The organism is Chrysiogenia bacterium (assembly GCA_020434085.1).
Lineage (GTDB): Bacteria > JAGRBM01 > JAGRBM01 > JAGRBM01 > JAGRBM01 > JAGRBM01.
Map to the genome: position 1 here is coordinate 1 of JAGRBM010000017.1, position 3081 is coordinate 3081.

The window sequence follows — 3081 nt, forward strand, 5'->3', positions numbered from 1 at the left end:
CAACCTGCACGCGGGCGCCGAGGACATCCTGGCGCTCTCGAATCTCTCGTCGAAGGACAACCTGTTCCGCATCGATTGCAGCGAGATCAAGGACCGGGTGGAGAGCCATCCGTGGATCAGCCAGGCAGCCGTCTACCGGCGCTTTCCCTCGACCGTCGTGATCGATGTCAGCGAGTGGCGCCCCGTCATGGCGGCCAACAGCGGGGAGGGCACCCTGCACCTGGTGAGTGAGAGCGGTGAGGTCTTCAAGCCCGCTGCGCTGAGCGAGGCGAGCGGCCTGCCGCTGCTGGCGGGCCTGACCGAGACCGAACTGACGCGCGGGAGCGTGCGCGCGCGCGAGGGAATCGCCAACGCGCTCGATGTGCTCGCCATTTCCCGCAGCGCGGGAATTCCCGGCGGGCGGGCCATTTCCGAGATCGAGATCATCGGCGCGGGCGCGGACGTCGCCGTGCTGTTTTCGGGAGAGGGGCGCACCGGCCCCTACGTTTTGCTCGGGCCGCCGCCCTTTGATGAGAAGTGGCAGCGGCTCGGCCGGCTCTGGAGCGATCTCGATTCGCGGGACGTGCAGCCGGCACGCATTCAATTTGTCAGCGATGCTCGCGCGGTGGTCGTACCGACCGGCCGCGGGGCTGCGAAGATTTAGAAGTTCTGAGGGCGCCAAGGCAGGCATATCGGAGGAGAAAATGGGGAAGAAACACGACAACATCGTGGTCGGCCTCGACATAGGGACCACAAAGACCCGGGCCGTCGTGGGAGAAGTCACTCCCAACGGCATCGATGTGGTGGGGATCGGTTCCCACTCGTCGAAGGGGCTACGCAAGGGCGTGGTGGTCAACATCGAGGCAACCATGGAGAGCATCCGCGAGGCGATTGAAGAAGCCGAGCTGATGGCGGGGGTGGAGATCACCAACGTCTATGCCGGCATCGCCGGGGCGCACATCCAGGGCCAGAACGAAAAAGGCATCATCGCCATCAAGAACAAGGAAGTCACCGAGCGCGACATCAAGCGCGTGGTGGACGCCGCGCGGGCGATCGCGATTCCGCTCGACCGGGAAGTGATTCACATCCTTCCGCAGGAGTTTGTGATCGACGACCAGGACGGTGTGCGCGAGCCCATCGGCATGAGCGGCGTGCGACTTGAGGCCAAGGTGCACATCATCACCGGTGCGGTCACCAGCGCGCAGAACATCATCAAGAGCTGCAACCGCACGGGTCTGATCGTCGACGACATCGTGCTGGAGACGCTCGCGTGTTCCGAGGCGGTGCTCAGCCAGGACGAGCGCGAGCTCGGCGTGGCGCTCATCGACATCGGCGGCGGCACGGCCGACCTGGCGATCTTCATCAACGGCGCGATCAAGCACACGGCGGTCATTCCCGTGGGCGGGGCGCACCTGACCAACGACATCGCCATGGGGCTTCGCACCCCCATCGCCGAGGCCGAGAAGATCAAGCAGAAATACGCCTGCGCCATGGCCGAGATGGTGGACGAGTCCGAGCAGATCGAGGTCCCCTCGGTGGGCGGGCGCAAGCCGCGCATCATCCCGAGGAAGATCCTTACCGACATCACGCAGCCGCGGATGGAGGAGATCTTCGACATGCTCGACGATGAGATCATTCGCTCCGGTTACAAGGACCTGCTGGCAGCAGGCCTCGTGATTACCGGCGGCGTCGCATTGCTCGAGGGCCTTCCCGAGCTGGCCGAGCGCATCACCAGCCTGCCGGTGCGCACGGGCCTGCCTCAGGGAATCGGTGGCCTCGTCGATGTGGTCAATTCGCCCATGTATGCCACGGGTGTGGGGCTGGTTCGCTACGGCGCCCAGCATCAGATCGCCAATCCCGGCTACCGGGGCGTTGGCGGAGAGCGCGTGCTCGGCCGGGTGGCCGACCGGGTTCGCGAATGGTTTGCAGATTTCTTTTAGGTCTGTTTTAGCCGCCTGCCCGGCGGGGTTCGAGGTCAAAAGGCCGGGCATGGCGCGTGAGGGATTCTCTTTGTAGGTGAGGAAGCAGTCGCAAAGAGTTGGCACGACCTCGGCCGAAAACGCGACAGCAGGAGTTTGCAGGGATGTTTGAATTTGAAGAGAAAGAAGATCGTATCGTGAAGATCAAAGTGGTCGGGGTCGGCGGCGGCGGAGGCAACGCGGTCAATCAGATGATCGACAGCGGGCTCTCCAACGTCGATTTTGCCGCGGCCAATACCGACGCCCAGGCGCTCGGTGCCAACAAGGCCCCGCTGCACCTGCAGCTCGGTCGGGAAACGACGCGCGGCCTGGGGGCCGGCGCCAATCCCGAAGTGGGCGCCTCGGCGGCCGAAGAAGACGTCGAACGCCTGCGTGAGGCCCTCGAGGGCGCCGACATGGTATTCGTGACCGCCGGCATGGGCGGCGGCACCGGCACGGGCGCCGCGCCCGTGGTGGCCCGCGTGGCCAAGGAGCTGGGCTGCCTGACCGTGGGCGTCGTGACCAAGCCCTTCTTCTTCGAGGGACTTCGCCGCAACAAGTTCGCCAACCAGGGGATCGAGAAGCTGCGCGATCACGTCGATGCACTTATCACCATCCCCAACCGCAAGCTGCAGGAAATTGCCGGCAAGGACATGCAGATGACCGAGGCTTTTGCCAAGGCCGACGAAGTCCTCTACCAGGCGGTAAAAAGCATCTCGGACATCATCACCGTGAACGGCCTGATCAACGTCGACTTTGCCGACGTGCGCACGATCATGGCCGATATGGGCCGCGCGCTTATGGGAACGGGCGTTGCCAGCGGCGAGCGCCGCGCCTGGGACGCCGCCCGTAAGGCGATCAACTCCCCGCTGCTCGAGGATGCGACGATCGAGGGCGCCCGCGGCGTGCTCATCAACGTGACCGGTTCGAGCTCGCTCAAACTCTCCGAGGTTGAAGAGGCTGCCATGATGATTCAGGAGGCCTCGCATCCGGACGCCAACATCATCTTCGGTTCGGTCATCGACGACACCTTCGAGGACACGGTGAAGATCACGGTGATCGCCACGGGCTTCGAGGCGCGACCGCAAGCGCAGAAGGGACGGGCCTCCGTTCCTTCGCAGGTGCGCGAGCCTTCGAACCGTCC

Annotated in this window: 3 protein-coding genes; all 3 read left to right on the plus strand. The window is 64.6% G+C overall.

All coding sequences use genetic code 11. The annotated features are described in order from the left end of the window. Positions 1–643: FtsQ-type POTRA domain-containing protein (locus tag KDH09_00410; protein MCB0218127.1), on the plus strand; the 643-nt coding region annotated here is incomplete at its 5' end. Between the two features lie 40 nt (positions 644–683). After that, positions 684–1919, plus strand: a complete 1236-nt coding sequence (ftsA, locus tag KDH09_00415; GenBank protein ID MCB0218128.1) for a cell division protein FtsA — start codon at positions 684–686, stop codon at positions 1917–1919. A gap of 143 nt (positions 1920–2062) precedes the next feature. Then, positions 2063–3081 (plus strand): cell division protein FtsZ (gene ftsZ / locus KDH09_00420; protein ID MCB0218129.1); only part of this gene is annotated, 1019 nt, incomplete at its 3' end.

Bases quoted from the DNA above. Each gene is read 5' to 3' on its own strand.
- ftsA (MCB0218128.1), top strand. From the start codon at position 684: ATGGGGAAGAAACACGACAACATCGTGGTCGGCCTCGACATAGGGACC.